Origin of the sequence: Rufibacter sp. DG15C, assembly GCF_001577755.1 — a bacterium.
Lineage (GTDB): Bacteria > Bacteroidota > Bacteroidia > Cytophagales > Hymenobacteraceae > Nibribacter.
On record NZ_CP010776.1, the window covers coordinates 2,192,909 to 2,209,924 of the forward strand.

Here is a 17,016-nt window from a genome sequence, read left to right on the forward strand (position 1 = left end):
TCCTTGAAGAAAGCGCTCGTAACCGGTGGTAGTGGCTTGATAGGCCAGTTCTTGCTGCAGCAACTGCGGAAAGATGGATATGAGGTTACAGCCTTGTATAGAAACACACCCCCAATTCAACATATAAGTGGAGTCAAGTGGATAGAGGGGGATATCCTAGATCCTCTACTGCTTCAATCCCTGGTAAAGGAGGTAGACGAGGTGTACCATTGTGCCGGCTTTGTGTCCTATTCGCCCCAAGACGCATCGTTACTACAACAAATCAATGTTGAGGGTACTGCTAATGTGGTGGATGCCTGCCTGCAGGTTCCAGATGTGAAGCTGTGTCATGTGAGCTCAATAGCGGCCATCAATAGAAAAAAGGGAGACGCAGTCATCACCGAAGATGCCAAGTGGGACCCCAATGAGGAACGATCGGTTTATGCCTTCTCAAAGTATTCAGCCGAGGTAGAAGTGTGGCGAGGTATCTCTGAGGGGTTAAAAGCTGTCATTGTCAACCCGTCTATTGTCCTTGGACCCGCCGATTGGAAAAGAAGCAGCACCCAGTTGTTTAAATACGCTTGGGACGAACATGCTTTTTATACAGAAGGATACGCTAACTTTGTAGACGTGAGAGATGTTGTGCATGCCATGACTCTTTTAATGCAGGATGGTTATTGGGGGAATAGGTTTATTTTGAATGCCCATCAGATTACCTACCATGATTTTTTTCAACGGGCAGCCAGCTGTTTTGACAAGAAACCTCCAACCATTAAGGTGTCCAATTGGTTAACAGAAATAATCTGGCGCGCTGAGGCATTAAGAGGAAAATTGACTGGCGCCAGGCCCCTTATCACCAAAGATACTGCGCGCGTAGCCAAGGAAAAGCATTTTTATAGCAATGCAAAGATTAAAGAGGCGCTAGGTTATGAGTTCAGGCCGTTAGAAGAAACATTGGATTGGTGTTGTCAAACCTTGAAAAAGGAAAGGCAAAGGGCAAGTGCCTGATAAAAACAATGTCGTGTGATTAGAGAGGAGCATAGAAGCCTGTGCCCACGTTGAGACTTATTTTAGATGAACGATAATTTTGATGAGCTTTCCGGGGAGGAGCTAGACTTGATAGCCAAGTTTGAGCAAATGCTGGAAAAAAATGGATCTGCATTTTTTGATCTTTCAGATTTTGAGACCATTATAGACCATTACGCCAATAACTTTAACTATGCGCAGGCACTTAAGGCCTGTGACATAGCCATAGAACAATACCCTTTCTCTACCGAAATCTTAGTGGACAAAGCCCAGGTCCTGGCCATGTTAGGAGCCTTTGATGAGGCGCTCGCCATAGTAGAAGACGTGACCCAGATAGACCCAGACTCTGCAGATATTCCCTTGACCAAAGGCATCATCTTCAATCAAAAGGGTGACTTTGGCGCCGCCATTGACTATTTCAAACAAGCGGCAGAACTGATTGAAGAACGAGACGATATTTATTTCAACATTGGGCTTTCCTACCAGAGCTGGGGCAAATTCAAGGCGGCGCTAAAGTACTACAAAAAGTGCCTCAAGCTCAATATTGAGAATGAGCTGGCCTTGCAGGAACTGTTGTACTGCATAGAGATTACCGGCGAAGGAGAGAACACGGTTCCCTTCTTCCAGGAATTTGTAGACGCAGACCCCTACTCACCCATGGCTTGGTTTAACCTTGGCCTGGTCTATGGCAGAATTGCAGACTATGAGAAAGCGGTAGGTGCCTATGAGTACGCTACGCTGATCAAGCCAGATTTCCCGGCGGCCTATGTGAACTTGGCCAATAGCTTCGTCTATCTAGGTGAATTCACCAAAGCCATTGAAGCATTTATGTTGGCCATTGAACACTCAGAACCTAATGCAGACATCTACTGCAACGTAGGCGAGTGTTATGAGAAACTTTCCCAGTGGAACCTAAGCCACAAATACTACCAGAAGGCTATTGACTTGGCGCCAGACATGGACGAGGCATGGTTTGGTATTGGCGTTATCCTGGACCTACAAGGCAAGTGGATGGAAGCGGTGCATTACTACCGCAAGGCCATTTCGTTTTACAGCGAGAACCCAGACTACTGGATGGCGCTTGCGGCGGCAGAATATCAAATGGGCAACATCATCTCCAGCGTTGAAGCCTATGAGCAGGCCAGCGTTTTAGCCCCACAGAACAAAGACATCTGGCTGAACTGGTCCATCATCCTCTATGAGCAGGGAAATTATGAGGGGGCCGCGGATTTATTGATGAACGCTGTAGAACTGCAACCAGATGAAGCAGAGCTGTATTACAGGCTGTGTGCCTACTGCTTAGCTGCAGGAAAATACAAACAAGCGTATAATTATTTGGAAAATGCTCTAATTTTGGACTTCGATAAGCATAAGCTTCTATTCGACTTCTTTCCAGAACTGGAGTCACAGAGAGCCTTGGCCCGTCTGATTGACCAGTACCGTAAATAGCATTTTCATGAATTACCATCTTTCCCAATTACCAGAACGCACTGCTAAACCTAGAGAGAGCGGCTTCACCATGGCCATGGACAAAGGCCTGAGCGTGCGCGAAGCAGAGAACTTTGTAGACGTGGCCGGCGGGTACACAGATATCATCAAACTAGGCTGGGCCACTTCTTTTGTGACACCTAACCTGGAGCAAAAACTGGAGGTGTACAGAGCCGCAGGCATTCCGGTGTATTTTGGGGGTACCTTGTTTGAAGCGTTCATTGTTCGGGATCAATTTGATGATTACCGCAGGATGTTGGACAAGTTCCAGTTGACGTTTGCTGAAGTATCTGACGGTTCCATTGACATGGACCACGGTAAAAAATGCGAGTACATCAGAACCTTGTCCGAACAGGTGACGGTTCTTTCTGAAGTAGGTTCTAAGGACGCTGAAAAGATTATTCCGCCCTACAAATGGATCCAACTCATGCAAGACGAACTGGACGCCGGTGCCTGGAAAGTGATTGGTGAGTCTAGAGAAGCAGGTAACGTGGGCTTGTTCCGGTCAACCGGTGAGGTGCGCAGCGGTCTGGTAGAAGAGATTCTAACCAAAATTCCATTTGAGAAAATCATCTGGGAAGCGCCGCAGAAGGCACAACAGGTTTTCTTTATCAAGCTCTTGGGAGCCAACGTGAACCTAGGGAATATCTCGCCTAATGAAATCATTCCATTAGAGACCATCCGTTTAGGCTTACGCGGTGATACGTTCACCCACTTTATTGACAAAACCTTGCTGGACAAACTGGTCTAGCAATTCAACTTTATAGATTATCCCCATGGAGTTCCTCCATCAGTTTATTGACCTATTCCTGCACCTGGACAAACACCTGAGCCAGATCATCTCTGACTACGGTACCTGGACCTACGCCATTCTGTTCCTCATCATTTTCGTGGAGACGGGTGTAGTGGTCATGCCGTTTTTGCCGGGTGACTCTCTGTTGTTTGCAGCAGGCGCGTTTGCCGCCACGGGCGTGTTGAACGTCTGGTACCTGTTGGTGTTGTTGTTTGTGGCAGCCTTTTTAGGAGACACGCTCAATTACCTGATAGGGGATTATTTTGGGCCCAGGGTGTTTAGGAAGGATTACCGGTTCCTCAAAAAAGAGTACCTGCTCAAGACGCAGGCCTATTATGAGAAGCACGGTGGCAAGACCATCATCTTCGCGCGCTTCATCCCTATCATTAGGACGTTTGCACCGTTTGTGGCCGGCGTGGGCACCATGAAGTATGGCAAGTTCTTGTCGTATAACATCATTGGCGGTTTGCTATGGGTAGTGGGTTTCGTGATGGCTGGCTTCCTGTTTGGGAACATCCCGGCGGTGAAGAAGAACTTTACCATGGTGATTTTTGGGATTATCCTGATTTCCATCATTCCGCCTATCTATGAGATCCTGAAGCAGAAGTTTGGCAAGCAGCCTGCTAAGTAATCACGCATGGGGTTGGAGCGCGCTGAAAATTTATACGGACTGATAGGCTTTAAGCTCAGCCACTCGTTTTCCCAGCGCTACTTCACCGAGAAGTTCAAGGCAGAAGACATTCCAAATAGTGTCTACCAACTGTTTGAGCTGGATGCCATTTCAGAGTTTCCAGCACTCATCCAGAGGCATCCCAACTTGCGGGGTCTTAATGTGACCATCCCGTACAAAGAAGCCATACTTCCTTTTCTAGATGATTTGTCACCGGCTGCCGCAGAGATTGGGGCGGTCAACGTCATCAAGTTTGACCAAGGCAGATTAATTGGCCACAACTCAGACTACCAGGGCTTCATGCAGTCTCTGCAGGGGTTTTACCATTGCCATCCGCAGTCAAAGGCCTTGGTGCTGGGAACGGGCGGCGCGGCCAAAGCAGTGATGGCAGCCCTAGGCTATCTTAATATCTCCTACCAAGTGGTTTCCAGGGAGAGAAAGGCGGGTACCATAACATACCAGGACCTGACGCCCAGTTTAATGACCGCCGTCTCTCTGATAGTGAATGCCTCTCCGGTGGGTACCTTTCCTAATATGCAGGACGCTCCGGCCATTCCATATGCGCTGCTCTCTTCGCACCACTACCTCTATGATTTGGTGTACAACCCAGCCGTGACGGAGTTCATGAAACGAGGGCAGGCCATGGGCGCCAAAACCATCAACGGCTATGAGATGCTGTGCCTGCAGGCAGAAGTAGCCTGGCAAATCTGGAACAGCTAAGCTACCGTCCTTTTTTGGCCTGTTTATTAGAAAATAAGCTAAAAACGACCTGGATCCCTTTCCCTTTTTCGCCTTTAAACCCGCTAAAACCTAGCCTAATAGGATGGAGGCTTTATTTAGTTGCTATTAGCCAATAGAATTTCTTTGGTTATCTTTGGCGTGCAACCTTTTATGGTAAAAAGGACTCTTCCTATTAGAAGCCCCCACACCACCTAACCCTTGAAACTTCAGCCTGCAAATCCTCTCTCAGAAGAGGACCTGATCAAAGGTGCCGTAGCCGGAAAACGAGAGGCGCAGCACCAACTGTACCAGCGGTATGCAGGCAAGATGCTGGCCGTGAGTAAACGGTATGCCCGCACAGATTTTGAGGCCGAGGATATTTTGCAGGACGCGTTCTTGAAAGTGTTTACCTACCTCAAGAATTTTAAGGGGGAGTGCCCGCTGGAATTCTGGGTCAAGCGCATTGTCATCAACACCGCGCTCAAGCACCAGCACAGCAACCGGCACCTCACGGTGACCGACCAGGAGGAGGAATGGGACGAGGCTTCTGAACAGGAAAATTTTGACAGCCAGCATGGGTATGAAGAATTGTTGCAATTGGTTAGGGAGCTGCCGCCGCGGTACCAAGCGGTCTTTAACTTGTATGCCATTGAAGGCTTTTCGCACAAAGAGATTGGCGAAATGCTGGACATTACAGAAAGTACCTCTAAGTCTCAATATTCCCGGGCCCGCGCCAGCTTGCGCCAAGCCCTGTCGAATTTAGAAAACCAATACCATGAAAGAGTCATCGGCTGAGGATAACAAACGGAACCGCCGCGTGGAGGACGTCTTCCGCGAAGGCTTTGAGGACGCGCAAGTGCCCCCAGCGGCACGGCTATGGGACAACCTGGACCAGGCCTTGGAGAACCAGGAGTTAAAGCACTACCGCAAACAGGCCTTCTGGTACCGCTCTGTGGCGGCCGCCTGCCTACTCTTGTTGTTAACCGCAGGTGCTTACCTGTGGCAGCAAGACCAAAGCCTGTTCGGCACGGGCCAAGGCCCATTGGCGAAAGCTCCATCTAGTACTACTACTCCCTCGGAGCAATCAGCATCTGCCAAGCAGGATAAGTCATTAGAATCTGTACCAGAAGAATCAACAGCCAGGAATTCCGTTTTTGGCTCAATTCCTGGAAAACAAGCCAAAAACGAAATCGCTAGCAATGCTCCATTGGCTAAGTCAGGTAATGAATTACTTTCTGCGCCCATAGAAAATGAGTCTACTAGACTGTCTGGTTCAACTACAGATAAAGTTGCCGCCAATGCACCTCAGCGTGGTCGTAGTTCATCTGTGGCTTCAAGCAGAGGAGGGGAAGATAAACGTGATCAACTAGCAGTCGCCTCCATTACTCAAAACTCTGGTAAAGCAGCTAAGGGCAAAGAGGCATCACGCATAACTGGCGAAACTTTCACCACGTTAGAGAGTGCCGTTGCCAAGCAGCCATTAACTACTTCAGTAGCATCACTTGCTACTTCCAACACAAGTGCCGTGAATACCTCAGACTCTTTGTTAAATAGTAGAGTAGCAACTGTCCTATATCAGGGAGACGGCAACAGCTTACAGATGGCTAAAGTAGAAGTAGCGCCTGCTGCCTCTGCTATCCAGCCAGATAAAAAAACAATGCAGAAGGGTTGGATAGTGTCTCTGGCCTATACGCCTATGTATGCCTATGCCCCAATTTCTGTGGGTGAGGCGCCTAGCCGGCAGGGCATGAAAATGTCTGAAGAGCAACAGCTCATGTATGAGCAATATGACCAGGCTTTGGAAGAGTATAGGGACAGCTATTCGCCCTCTTATTCTTACAGCGCCAAGGTAGGAGCGGGCTATCAGATAAATGACCATTGGCAGATAGAGTCGGGTTTTATGTACGGGCACAATGAAGCTACTACCACCCATTCGTTCTTGATCACCAAGGCCAGCGACATGCGCATCAATTCACTAGTGCCCTTCGTGAACAAACCTGAACCCATTGTGAAAGTGGCCTTTGAGCCAGAATTGGTGAATAACCTAGAGGCAGTGACCCCAACAGAGCAATACCAGACCCGGTACAAATACCAGCAGATAGGAGTGCCGTTGCGCATTGCCTACCGCAAAAGCATCAGCAAGGTATTTGCCTTTGTGTCTGGGGGCGTGAACCTGAACCTGTTGCTCAACAACCGCATTGAGTCTGACAACCCAGACGTACAGGCCAAACGCTACCATTACAAGGACGAGGCCTCGCCGTTCAGGGCCTGGCAGTGGGCAGCGGCCACCTCTGCGGGCATTGGCTACCAGGTAAACCGAAAAATGAGTTTGACGGTGGCCCCAGAGCTTACCTATTCTTTTTCATCTGCGTTAAAGGAAAGTCAGACGCAGACAGACCCCTACCAAGTAGGGGTGAGCATTGGTGGTAAATACAGACTTTCTAAATAACAATTTATCATAGAAGCCATACTATTTTGGCTACCTCTATAGGGGTCTTGGAAGGATAAGTGGTCTTATAGGTATAAGTGGAAAGATCAATGAGAGTAATGCGTAAACAACATCCAGATACTATCTTCTTCTCAAAAGTGGCCCGTACGTGGGTGCTGCTTTTCTCAGTACCGTTGTACATTGGCAGTACGGTGCTGTGGATGAAAGAAGAAATCAAGCAGGTGTTAGCCCAAGAGCCAGCCCCCCAGCAGTTCATGGTCTCTTTGAAAAAGCAGGTCAAGAAAACGGCCCAGCCAGAAAACATGCACCAGCCGTTTATCCTGCCTTAGTCTAGTAGACACCTTGAACCTTTGATCTTTTGAAACCCAATAGTATTTCGTCTGTTTCTTTGAAAGGCATTCTCCTGCTGGCAGGAAGTGCTTTACTGTTCACCGCTTGCCAAGACGAGCAGGTAAGTCCCGTTTGTTATGAGGCCATTGTGAAAGACCAAGGCTGCGGCACCACCCTGGCCATCCTGAGCAAAGACGCAGCGCCTATTTTTGACACAGAGGCCAAAGGCGACACCGTTTTTGTGAGCACCTTCCACCTGCCGGTTAAATACCAGGTAAGGGACAAGCGGTTGTACGTCACCGTAACCCCCGCCTCTAAAGAAGAAGACCAGATCTGCCACGGCATTTACGTGCTGTACCCCAAAGCAAAAATCATCAACGTGCAGGAAACGCCCTGCTCTTAAAAATATAGGCTCTTGTAAAAGAGCCGCATCTCCTATGTTTAAATTCTTGGAAAGCGTCGTTTCATAGAAGCGGCGCTTTTTTACGTATGTCATGTACGCCCGGTAAAAACACTAGTTTATTTAGCATTCGGCTAAACTCTCTGGCCTTGACTGGTGTTATAATACGTTATCTTTGACTGTATTTCAGAACGCATGAAGTTTCAACTAACGTCAGAATTCAAACCCACCGGCGACCAGCCCCGCGCCATAGGCCAGCTTACAGACGGGCTGCGCAACGGCGAGCACGCACAGGTATTGCTAGGCGCCACCGGTACGGGTAAAACCTTTACCGTGGCCAACGTCATCCAGGAGGTGCAGAAGCCTACCTTGGTGTTGTGCCACAACAAAACCCTGGCCGCCCAGCTGTACGGTGAGTTCAAGCAATTCTTCCCCAATAACGCCGTAGAATATTTTATCTCCTATTATGACTACTATCAGCCCGAGGCGTACATCGCTTCTTCTGATGTGTTCATTGAAAAGGATTTGGCCATCAACGAAGAGATTGAGAAGCTTCGTTTGCATGCTACGTCAGCACTGTTGTCTGGCCGGAGGGATGTGATTGTGGTGGCCTCCGTTTCTTGTATCTATGGTATTGGTAACCCAGAAGAGTTTGGCAAGAACGTGATTCCGCTGGCGGCTGGCATGAAGGTGAGCCGCAACAACCTTCTCTACCAGTTTGTGTCTATCCTCTATAGCCGCACCGAGGTGGAGTTTACCCGTGGAACATTCCGGGTGAAAGGCGACACCGTGGACATATACCCCGCCTATGCAGACTTTGCGTACCGCATCTATTTCTGGGGCGATGAGATTGAGTCCATCCAGCGCATTGACCCAGAGTCTGGCAAAAAGATAGCCGATGAGGAAAGCATCTCGCTGTTCCCGGCCAACCTCTTCGTGACGGGCAAAGACACCTTGAACCAAGCCATCCATGAAATCCAGTATGACATGGTGGCCCAGCATGAGTACTTCCTGAAAGAGGGCCGCGACAATGAGGCCAAGCGTATTAAGGAGCGGACCGAGTTTGACTTGGAGATGATTCGGGAGCTGGGTTACTGCTCTGGTATTGAGAACTACTCCCGCTACTTTGACCGGCGCGAGCCAGGGGCCCGGCCGTTCTGCTTGCTGGACTACTTCCCAGACGATTTCCTGATGGTGATTGATGAAAGCCACGCCACCTTGCCGCAGGTGCGCGCCATGTGGGGCGGTGACCGCTCGCGTAAGACCGCGCTGGTAGAATACGGTTTCCGGTTACCGGCCGCCATGGACAACCGTCCGCTTACCTTCAATGAGTTTGAGAGCGTTATGCACCAAGTCATCTTTGTAAGCGCCACGCCAGGTGACTATGAGATTCAGAAGTCTGAAGGGGTGATTGTGGAGCAGATCATCCGGCCTACGGGCTTATTAGACCCTGAGATTGAAATAAGACCAAGCCAGAACCAGATAGATGACCTACTGGACGAGGTGGACAACCGCATCAAGTCAGGGGACCGCGTGTTGGTGACTACCTTGACCAAACGTATGGCCGAAGAGCTTTGCAAATACATGGAGCGCCTCAACATCAAAGTGAAGTACATCCACTCAGAGGTGAAGTCTCTGGAGCGCGTGGAGATTCTGCGTGAACTGCGTCTAGGCGTGATTGATGTGTTGATTGGCGTAAACTTACTGCGCGAAGGTCTGGATTTACCAGAGGTGAGTTTAGTGGCCATCTTGGACACTGACAAAGAAGGCTTCCTGCGCGACCAGCGCTCCTTGATTCAGACCATTGGCCGCGCCGCGCGTAATGAGAACGGCAAGGTGCTCATGTACGCCGACAGAATCACGGGCTCCATGCAACGCGCCATTGATGAGACCAACCGCCGCCGCGCCACGCAGATGGAATACAACCTAGAGCATGGTATTACGCCTAAGACCATCTTCAAGTCCAAGGAAGCCATCATGGACCAAACCTCGGTGGCGGACTCTAACAAGCGCGAGGCCAAAGCCTACTCGGGCCCAGATGAAAGCCTCATGTCCATTGCCGCGGATCCAGTGGTGCAGTACATGAAGCGCGACGAGCTGGAGAAGGTCATCAAGAAAACCGAAAAGCAGATGGAGGCCGCCGCCAAGGAGTTAGACTTCTTGCAAGCCGCTAAGTTTAGAGATGAACTGGCAGAGCTTCGCAAACTGCTTAAGGCAAAGAGAGACTAATATATTGAGCTTTCATAGAAGCCGTTTTTGACCTGTTTTCACCAAAACAGGCCAAAAACGGCTTCTTCTTTTGAAAAGGTTCTAGGTGGAGTAGGGGAGAAAAGACAGAAGGCGGTCTTTGTTGTAGAAGGCATAAAATCGCGTTTTTGCGGTCTTCGTCCAGAACTTCAGTCATACCACCTACACCCATGCGTAAACTTTTAAACCTGCTGTGGCTATTAGCCGCCCCGTTCTTGATGGCCGCTTGCGGCGATGAAGAAGAACCAGCGCCCGCGCCGCACTCAGAACTTTCTGCCGTAGTGCAGTTCTCCAGATTCACCAACCAAGGCTACCTGCCGGTGGGCAGAACCAATGAGATGAAAGTGTACTCCGGAGACACCATCCGCTATTTCTTCGGGTTCAACTCCAACCAGGGCATTAAAGACTTCAAGGTATATGACAACCTTAGAGGCCGCGAGTTCCCGTTGATGGTTCAAACCAAAGCCACTTCAAAAGCCAATGGTGTCACGTCCCATGAGTATGAGCTGGAATACGTTGTAGACAGCCACGCCCAGAAAACGCAACCCGGCCAGGAAATCATTTTGACCGTGGAGCCGCAGCACGCCGACGGCTCCATCTACCAAGACCCGGCCACGGGCAAGCCCTGCCAGATCAAGTTCACGCTGGCAGCCCCCTTGGTGTACACCGGCGCTAGGCTCTACAACTACTGGGGCCGCTCCAGCAACTCTCTGGTAATTTTTGACTTGGGCATCGCCAACCATCCGCCGCAGTCTTTGGTGGATGAGAAGTTTCTGAGTGCCTTTGCGTTCCTTACCAATAAAATGCCGCCGCGCAACTGGTATGACAACCGGTTTGAGGCTTCGTTCACCTCTGGTCCTGAGATGGGCGAGGGAAAAGTGGCCTATGTGAAAGTGCTTGCCGTGGGCAAGGATTGGTACCAACCTAACCAGATTGCTCAGGCCATGAAGCAATACGGCCCAGAAACGACCACCGTCTTGAACGCGCAGGTAGGAGACGTCTATGCGTTTAAGGTGCGGTATCCTTTGTCAAACTCCTGGGTGATTTATGGATTGATGGAAGTGAAGAACATAGTGGACGACCATGACACGACCTCGGGCAACGGTCATGACGAGGACTATCTGGAGTTTGATATCAAGTACTTCCCCGGCTACAGGTATTAAGCCACAAGAGGCGTTTTTGGCCTGTTTTCCAGAAACTAGCGCAAAAATGGAAAAGCCGCTCACCAAATAGGTTGAGCGGCTTTTCCGTTTAAAGTCATCATGTTAAATCAACTTGTCTGGCGTGATAGGCAGTTCCCTGATGCGCTTACCCGTGGCGTTGAAGATGGCATTGGCAATGGCCGGGGCAACCCCGATGGTGGCAATCTCCCCGATACCTTTGGTGCCGTTCGGGTTGTTAATGAGGTCTGGCTTGTTCACGAAGAGTGCCTCAATGTTAGGCGCGTCTGCGTGCACGGGCAAATGGTAGTCGGCCAGGTCCTTGGTCACGTAGCGGCCGTACCGGTGGTCCATGACGGTGCCTTCGGTGAGGGCCATGCCGATGCCACCCACCGCGCCGCCAATCATCTGGTTGCCCGCGGTCTTCGGGTTGACGATGGTACCCGCGTCTGCGCAGGAAACCAGTTTGGTTACCTTAATTTGGCCAGTCATAGGGTGCACCTGCACCTCGGCAAAATGCACCGAGAACGAGTACATAGAGTATTTCTGGCGCGCCTCTGGGTCTGGCTTGGATTCTTCGGTGACCTTTAATTCTGTTAATTTCTGTTGCTTTAAGATGTCTTCGTACTTCAAGCGGGTAGAAGGGGAGTTGGTGGCAGAAAGGGCGCCGTCTTTGAACGTAAGCGTATCTACCGTAGCTCCTTTAAAGCTGGAGTCTGCATTGCCTGCCGCCATAGTGGTCAACTTCTTCTTAAGCGCCATACACGCCGCATGCACCGCAGAGCCAACGCTGGCCACAGTGGCCGAGCCTCCTTGGCTAGGCGATGGCGGATACAAAGAGCTACCCAGTTCAAAGACGATGTTCTCCGTCGCAATCCCCAGGTTCTGCGAGGCAATCTGGACCATGGCCGTGCCAGTCCCAGGACCGATGTCCGTAGTCGCGCATTGCAAAACCAGTTTGTTGTCTGGGTACAAGGTAGCACGCACCACGGCCCGTCCGCGGTTCGCCCCGAAGGTGCCCACGCCCATGCCGTAGCCCACCAGCCATTCGCCGTTTTTAAGAGAGCTAGGTTTGAGCTGGCGTTTGTTCCATCCAATGCGGTCGGCGCCCATCTTCATGGCCTCCGTCAGGTATTTAGTAGACCAAGGCAGGTTGCGCTCCGGGTCTTTGTCGGTGTGGTTAAGTAACCTGAATTCCAGCGGGTCCATGCCTAGTACATGCGCCATCTCGTCCATGGCAGATTCCAAAGCAAACGCGCCGGTAGCCTCGCCGGGGCCGCGCATCCAGATGGGCGTAGAGATGTCAAGCGGCAAAATACGGTAGCGTGTGGTCACGTTGGGGCTGGTGTACATCATGCGCGTCTGCTGCAGGGTGCTCTCGGTGAACTCCTCATACGATGACGTCTGCCCGATGGCCTCATGTGTGATGGCGGTGATTTTGCCCTGCGGCGTGGCGCTCATGCCTACCTTCTGCCAGGCGTGCGGCCGATAACCCACCATAGTAAACATCTGCTCCCGCGTGAGCATCAGCTTCACGGGACGGTTTACCTTCTTGGCAGCCATGATGGCGGCGGTCTCATGCGGCCAGGTGTGCAAACCATTCCCGAAGGCGCCGCCCACAAACGTGGCAATCACCTTCACATTCTCCACCGGGATTCCCCAGTCCTTGGCAAAGGCGTTCTGCGTACCAATGACCGCCTGTGTTTTGTCATAGACGGTGAGCTTGTTGTCGGCTTCCCAGTGCGCGATGATGGCCTGCAGTTCCATGGGGTGGTGCACCTCCGTAGGAATCACGTATTCGCCTTCTACCTTTAAGTTCTCGGTTTTATAGGCGTCCTCTTTGCCTCGGGTGTAGTCATTCAAGGGGTGCTTGGGGTTGCGCTTCGCCGACGTGGGCAACACCGCTTCCTTTACCTGCTTATTGAAATCCGTGGCGTGTTTTTCTTCGTCATATTGGGCCTTCACCAGTTTGGCCGCGTATAGGGCACGCTCCAGGGTGTCTGCCACCACTACGGCAATGGGCTGGTCGTTAAAGTAAACCTGGTTGTCAAAGAATACGCGCAAGGGCTGGCCTACCGGCTTGGGCTCTGTGGGGTGAGACGCCTGCACATAGCCCGGTACTTTGGGCGCGTTTAAATGGTGCAACACCGCCAGGACGCCGGGCGCGTTTTCGGCGCGTTTGGTGTCAATGCTTTTGATGCGGCCCTTGGCGATGGTGCTGCCCACCAGCACAGCGTGCGCCATGTTGGGCAACTGGTATTCAGCGGAGTATTTGGCGGCACCGGTTACTTTGAGGCGGCCATCTACCCGGTCCATGGGCTTGCCCACGTTATCTTGGAAGAACAAATCTTTCATATCTAGGAGAGGGTTAAACGGCGCCGGCCGCGTTTTTCAAAGCCTGTACAAGCGTATTGGGCCCGAGTTCTAATTTGAATTTATTGTGCTCAAAAGCCTTCGCGCCGCGCATGGCCACCTCAGCGGCTTGCTTAAACGTGGCCTCCGTGGCGGGTTTGCCGGCCAGAAACTGTTCTGCTTCTGTCAAGCGCCACGGCTTATGCGCCACGCCGCCCATCGCCAGCCTCGCTGATTTGATGGTAGAACCGTTTAGCTCCAAGGCCACCGCCGCCGAGACCAACGCAAAGGCATACGAGTTGCGGTCCCGCACTTTCAGGTAATGCACATTCTTGGTGTAGGGATTCTCCGGAATCTGGACCTCCGTAATCAACTCGCCTTTCAGCAGGTTGGTGTCAATATGCGGCGTGTCACCGGGCAGTCTGTGAAAGTCTACAAACGGAATTTTTCTGTCGCCTTTAGGGCCAGAGACCAAGACGGTAGCGTCCAAGGCTACCAAGGCCACGTTCATGTCAGAGGGGTTCACAGCGATGCATTTGTCACTGTGCCCGAAGATGGCGTGCATGCGGTTGTAGCCTTCCAACGCGGCGCATCCGGTGCCGGGCTCGCGCTTATTGCAAGGCATGGCCGTGTCATAAAAGTAGGGACAGCGTACGCGTTGCATCAAATTGCCGCCTACCGTGGCCATGTTCCTGAGCTGCGCCGAGGCACCCGCGTTCAAGGCCTGCGCCAACAGAGGGTGCTTCTCCAGAATAAGCTTATCTTCCGCGACGGCGCTGTTCAAGGCCAAGGCCCCGATGCGCGTGCCGCCGTCTTCTTTCTCAATCTTACGCAGGGGCAGTTTGTTGATGTCCACCAGTTTCTCAGGGTTCATGACGCCGCGTTTCATGAGGTCAATGAGGTTGGTGCCGCCGGCAATGAACATGGCCGTCTGTTCTTTGGTGACAGTGTCAATAGCCGCCTGCGCCTTGCTAGGCTTTACATATTGGAACGGAATCATACGCGTGACCCTCCATTCTTCACTTCTTTGATGGCATTCACAATGTTAGGATAAGCCCCGCACCGACAAATGTTCCCGCTCATGAACTCCCGTATCTCGTCGTCAGAATCGGCGTGGCCTTCTTTGATGCAGGCCACCGCGCTCATAATCTGGCCCGGCGTGCAGTACCCGCACTGGAAACCGTCATGCTTGATGAAGGCCTCCTGCATGGGGTGCAGGTTATCGCCTTTGGCCAAACCTTCAATGGTAGTGATTTCCTTGCCGTCCTGCATCACCGCCAAGGTCAGGCAGGAGTTCACCCGCTGGCCATCTACGTGCACGGTGCAGGCGCCGCATTGGCCATAGTCGCAGCCTTTCTTGGTGCCGGTCAGGTGCAGTTGCTCACGCAGTAAATCCAGGAGCGTGGTGCGTGGCTCAATAGAAAGCTTGTGTTTTTTTCCGTTTATGTCCAGGGTCACCTTCACCTGCTCAAAGGCGGCGGCCACTTTCTCCTCCAGTTTCAGGTCGGCGGCTTTGATAGCGGCGGTGGGCGCCAGGGCCAGGGCCGTCAGGAGGGAGGATTGTTTTAGGAATGTTCGGCGGGTTTCATTGGGGCATTGCCCATCCTCCCCGGTAGGGAGCGCGTGGGGAGAATCGTTGTCAAATGCCATATAGAGGGAATTGAGTGACTGGTTAGGTTTGCTAAAGTAATAATACGCAGGAGCGCTATTAGAAGCAGTCTAAATTAATGTAAGCACATAGATAGTTATCGGCTCGTCTATTGAGGCGTCCGTTTTTGGCCTGATTTCTCTGAAACAAGCCAAAAACGGATTTCTCAAAATCAGAACTCAGAACTCCCTTGTCGTATCTTTGCGGAAACGAATTTCTGCCCGTGACTCCTTCCACTCCTTTTACCTTTAGAATAGCCACTCTTGATGATGCCGCGTTACTGGCAGACCTAGGCTGGCGCACCTTTGATGAAACCTTTGCCGCCTACAACAAACCCGAGGACATGGAGGCGTTCCACCCAACCATGTACACCCCAGCCCTGCAGGCCGAAGAACTAGCCGACTCGCATACCGTTTTCCTAATCGTAGAAGTGGAAGAAGAGGCCGTGGCCTATGTGAAATGGAATACCGGCCCTGCGCCTGAAGAAATCTCTGGACAGAAGCCTTTTCAGATAAGCCGCTTATACCTGTTGCAGGCCTGGACGGGCAGAGGATTGGGAGATACCTTGATGCAGATGAGCTTGGACCGCGCCCAAGAAAACGGGCATGACGTGGTGTGGCTCACGGTCTGGGAAAGCAACGAACGCGCCATCCGGTTTTACCACAAATACGGTTTTGCCGAAGCCGGTGAACTGACCTTTGTCCTGGGCCAGGACGTGCAACGCGATTTGTATATGCAACGCGCAGTGTGACAGGTTGTTAAAATGTGTTAAAGTCTACGCCTTTCTCTGGATTTTGGGTAAATTAGTTTCACCACCTAACCCAAGACCTATGAAAAAGCTACTCCTAACCCTTATATGCATGGTGCTGTTCAGCGGCAGCCAACTGGCCTTAGCCCAAACCGCCGCAGACGCGTTCGGCAAATACCAGAGCAAAGAGTACAAAGCCTCTGGGCAGCTGTATGACCAATTCCTGAAAACCGGGAAAGGCACTGCCACCGACTATTACAACGCGGCCTGCTCCTGGGCGCTGGCCGGGGAGAAGGACAAAGCGTTTGGGTACTTAAACCAAGCGGTGGCCAAAGGCTGGGAAAACAAGGCCCACCTCCAGAAAGACACAGACTTGGCAAGCCTCCATGCAGACAAGCGCTGGCCCAACCTCATTCAGGACTTAGACACGCGCCTGGCCAAATTAGAGGCCAACTACAACAAGCCTTTGAAAGCACAACTGGAGAAAATCTACGTCACGGACCAGATGTACCGCAGCCAGCTTGATTCTATTCAGAAGAACTTCGGGACGGAGTCACAGCAATGGAAGGACATCTGGGCGAAGATTGATAAGCAGGACGAGGAAAATAAACAGCAGCTCATTGCCATTCTGAACCAGTATGGTTGGCCGGGTAAAAGCCTGGTAGGACAACAGGCCAGCCAGGCGGCGTTTCTGGTCATTCAGCACTCAGACCGCGAGACCATGGAGAAATACCTCCCTCTATTGAGAGAAGCCGCCGCCAAAGGCGAGGCCTCTAAAAGCAGTCTGGCTCTCATGGAAGACCGCGTACGCATGAACCGCGGCCTGCCCCAACTCTACGGTAGCCAGATGCAGATGAACCCCACCACCAAAAAGTATGAGCTGTACAAAGTAGAAGACGAGGCCAACCTGGATAAGCGCCGCGCCGAAATGGGCCTGGGCCCCATCAGCGAGTACCTGAAACTATTCAACCAGTAAGGTTTAACAGAAGAGCTATTGACGTTTTTG

At 51.5% G+C, this 17,016-nt stretch carries 16 protein-coding genes; 13 read left to right on the plus strand and 3 right to left on the minus strand.

Going from position 1 to position 17,016, the window contains the following annotated elements; all coding sequences use genetic code 11:
• The first annotated feature begins 3 nt into the window (after window positions 1-3).
• The 11 genes from TH61_RS09230 (at window position 4) to TH61_RS09285 (ending at window position 11,265) form a co-directional block, all read left to right on the plus strand.
• Complete coding sequence (locus TH61_RS09230) at window positions 4-987, plus strand: NAD-dependent epimerase/dehydratase family protein (protein ID WP_066508498.1); 984 nt, start codon at window positions 4-6, stop codon at window positions 985-987.
• A 66-nt stretch (window positions 988-1,053) separates the two neighbouring features.
• Window positions 1,054-2,454 (plus strand): tetratricopeptide repeat protein, encoded by a 1,401-nt coding sequence (locus TH61_RS09235; RefSeq protein ID WP_066508500.1) that lies wholly within the window; start codon window positions 1,054-1,056, stop codon window positions 2,452-2,454.
• 7 nt (window positions 2,455-2,461) lie between these two features.
• Entirely contained in the window at window positions 2,462-3,244 is a 783-nt protein-coding gene (locus TH61_RS09240; protein ID WP_066508501.1) for a phosphosulfolactate synthase, read from the plus strand.
• A 25-nt stretch (window positions 3,245-3,269) separates the two neighbouring features.
• Complete coding sequence (locus TH61_RS09245; RefSeq protein WP_066508502.1) at window positions 3,270-3,917, plus strand: DedA family protein; 648 nt, start codon at window positions 3,270-3,272, stop codon at window positions 3,915-3,917.
• Between the two features lie 12 nt (window positions 3,918-3,929).
• Window positions 3,930-4,676, plus strand: coding sequence for a shikimate dehydrogenase (locus TH61_RS09250; RefSeq protein WP_231862199.1), 747 nt, complete (start codon window positions 3,930-3,932; stop codon window positions 4,674-4,676).
• 219 nt (window positions 4,677-4,895) lie between these two features.
• Window positions 4,896-5,471, plus strand: coding sequence for an RNA polymerase sigma factor (locus TH61_RS09255; protein WP_066508506.1), 576 nt, complete (start codon window positions 4,896-4,898; stop codon window positions 5,469-5,471).
• On the plus strand, window positions 5,452-7,125 hold the full coding sequence (locus TH61_RS09260; protein ID WP_066508508.1) for an outer membrane beta-barrel protein: 1,674 nt from the start codon (window positions 5,452-5,454) through the stop codon (window positions 7,123-7,125). Before TH61_RS09255 ends, TH61_RS09260 begins: the two co-directional genes overlap by 20 nt.
• Before the next feature lie 98 nt (window positions 7,126-7,223).
• A complete protein-coding gene (locus tag TH61_RS09265; RefSeq protein WP_066508509.1) occupies window positions 7,224-7,454 on the plus strand; it encodes a hypothetical protein in 231 nt (76 codons plus the stop codon).
• Between the two features lie 29 nt (window positions 7,455-7,483).
• The gene (locus tag TH61_RS09270) at window positions 7,484-7,858 is read left to right on the plus strand and encodes a hypothetical protein (RefSeq protein WP_157600673.1); all 375 of its coding nucleotides are present in this window, start codon (window positions 7,484-7,486) and stop codon (window positions 7,856-7,858) included.
• 192 nt (window positions 7,859-8,050) lie between these two features.
• Window positions 8,051-10,084, plus strand: a complete 2,034-nt coding sequence (gene uvrB, locus TH61_RS09275) for an excinuclease ABC subunit UvrB (protein ID WP_066508511.1) — start codon at window positions 8,051-8,053, stop codon at window positions 10,082-10,084.
• A 188-nt stretch (window positions 10,085-10,272) separates the two neighbouring features.
• Window positions 10,273-11,265, plus strand: coding sequence for a hypothetical protein (locus TH61_RS09285; protein WP_066508514.1), 993 nt, complete (start codon window positions 10,273-10,275; stop codon window positions 11,263-11,265).
• Between the two features lie 102 nt (window positions 11,266-11,367).
• Here the strand turns inward: TH61_RS09285 and TH61_RS09290 are convergent, their stop codons facing one another.
• Genes TH61_RS09290 through TH61_RS09300 form a run of 3 tightly spaced genes read right to left on the minus strand, consistent with a single transcriptional unit; the run spans window position 11,368 to window position 15,264 of the window.
• The gene (locus TH61_RS09290; RefSeq protein WP_066508516.1) at window positions 11,368-13,617 is read right to left on the minus strand and encodes a xanthine dehydrogenase family protein molybdopterin-binding subunit; all 2,250 of its coding nucleotides are present in this window, start codon (window positions 13,615-13,617) and stop codon (window positions 11,368-11,370) included.
• Window positions 13,618-13,630: 13 nt separating this feature from the next.
• The gene (locus TH61_RS09295) at window positions 13,631-14,614 is read right to left on the minus strand and encodes a xanthine dehydrogenase family protein subunit M (protein WP_066508518.1); all 984 of its coding nucleotides are present in this window, start codon (window positions 14,612-14,614) and stop codon (window positions 13,631-13,633) included.
• Window positions 14,611-15,264: a (2Fe-2S)-binding protein gene (locus TH61_RS09300; RefSeq protein WP_066508520.1), complete on the minus strand. Its 654-nt coding sequence runs from the start codon at window positions 15,262-15,264 to the stop codon at window positions 14,611-14,613. Before TH61_RS09300 ends, TH61_RS09295 begins: the two co-directional genes overlap by 4 nt.
• Before the next feature lie 221 nt (window positions 15,265-15,485).
• Between TH61_RS09300 and TH61_RS09305 the strand changes: the two genes are divergently transcribed.
• Together TH61_RS09305 and TH61_RS09310 are read left to right on the plus strand one after the other, a co-directional pair.
• On the plus strand, window positions 15,486-16,013 hold the full coding sequence (locus TH61_RS09305) for a GNAT family N-acetyltransferase (protein WP_157600674.1): 528 nt from the start codon (window positions 15,486-15,488) through the stop codon (window positions 16,011-16,013).
• Window positions 16,014-16,092: 79 nt separating this feature from the next.
• Window positions 16,093-16,986 carry a DUF6624 domain-containing protein gene (locus tag TH61_RS09310; protein ID WP_071887823.1) on the plus strand — a complete coding sequence of 298 codons (894 nt, stop codon included), beginning with the start codon at window positions 16,093-16,095 and terminating at the stop codon, window positions 16,984-16,986.
• Window positions 16,987-17,016: the final 30 nt, after the last annotated feature.